The sequence below is a fragment of the Coprococcus intestinihominis genome (genome assembly GCF_040096555.1).
Classification (GTDB): domain Bacteria; phylum Bacillota; class Clostridia; order Lachnospirales; family Lachnospiraceae; genus Coprococcus_A; species Coprococcus_A intestinihominis.
The window spans coordinates 1-1,110 of sequence record NZ_JBBMEK010000469.1; the positions used below are offsets into that span (position 1 = coordinate 1).

Here is a 1,110-nt window from a genome sequence, read left to right on the forward strand (position 1 = left end):
ACCTGCCTTAACAACAACATCTGTATACCACTGTGCAAAATCTTCGCTCATGGATGTGATCTCACGAACCTGTTTCTTTTCCTTTGCCATTTTACATTCTCCTGTTTCTACTATAATAAATAAATAGGGGAAGTACGCTCTGCTGCAGCAGAAAGCACTTCCCCTTGTCTATTCTCTCCACTGCCAGCCATCAGCTGAACAGGGACCAAAATTCATTCGGCGGTACCACCCTATTTGAAATCTCCACTCGATTGCCTCGAAAATGTCAGACAGCAGATACTGCATCTGTCCTGATTCATATACTGAAGACTTCCGCTCAATTGTCCATAACGCCGGACGTGCGCTGTACTTTCATACAGAACTCCAAGGCAGGTTCATCTGTACATATGGAGACACCTCACACCGCTGATATCCTCTCTGAGCCACTGACGCAGACTACTGATCCTCTTCACTGTCATTCACATATAAATATGTTTTCACAAAAATCATTTTATGACAGGAGATGGCCTTTGTCAAGATTTTTTGCCTTATAACGACTGTGTAAATGAATTTTCCCTTGCACTTCTCCACAAATAAGTCATCATCGTCCTTGGCTTTTCTTTTCTGCTCATTGCCATTGAAGGATGGCTTGAGGGCAAAGTCGCTGTTTCCGGTCTGCTGGCTGTTGTCAGTATGGCCCGCGTTCTGAAAGCCAAAAGTACAACTTTCGTATCCAAAAGATTATCTGAGAAATTCGGCAAACTCTGGCTGGCAGCTGAAGTCATCCTCTTTGTTCTTGTGGGTGCCGCTGTGGATATCCGTTACACATTGGAAGCCGGCCTTTCTGCCGTTTTGATGATTTTATTATTACAGCGCCACTTGGGGCGCTGGGAATGGATATGACGTATAAAAAATTCTTAGAAAAAGAAAAATAAAATTGCGCAACCATAGTTCATAAAACCCTATAAAATAAGGTGAACTACCCATTGTCTAAAGCCAATGGGCTTCCTGCTTCACAGACCTCGTAACCTACTATCTCCACAGGCGTAAATTCGGGCAGTCCCTGCCCTATATAGTTATTCTTCTTATGCTATTTGTCGTAATCCCTCCGCCAGTATATTTTTTGCAGCG

The 1,110-nt window shown here is 43.4% G+C and carries 1 protein-coding gene and 1 other annotated feature; the gene reads left to right on the forward strand.

Annotated elements, in window-relative coordinates; all coding sequences use genetic code 11:
• Nucleotides 1–197: 197 nt before the first annotated feature.
• Nucleotides 198–461: a binding site (T-box leader), on the reverse strand.
• A gap of 211 nt (nucleotides 462–672) precedes the next feature.
• Nucleotides 673–882 (forward strand): hypothetical protein, encoded by a 210-nt coding sequence (locus tag WMO25_RS18260; protein WP_349086668.1) that lies wholly within the window; start codon nucleotides 673–675, stop codon nucleotides 880–882.
• Nucleotides 883–1,110: the final 228 nt, after the last annotated feature.

What these genes read in the sequence shown, in the direction of transcription:
- WMO25_RS18260 (WP_349086668.1), top strand. Translation starts at nt 673, where the DNA reads ATGGCCCGCGTTCTGAAAGCCAAAAGTACAACTTTCGTATCCAAAAGA.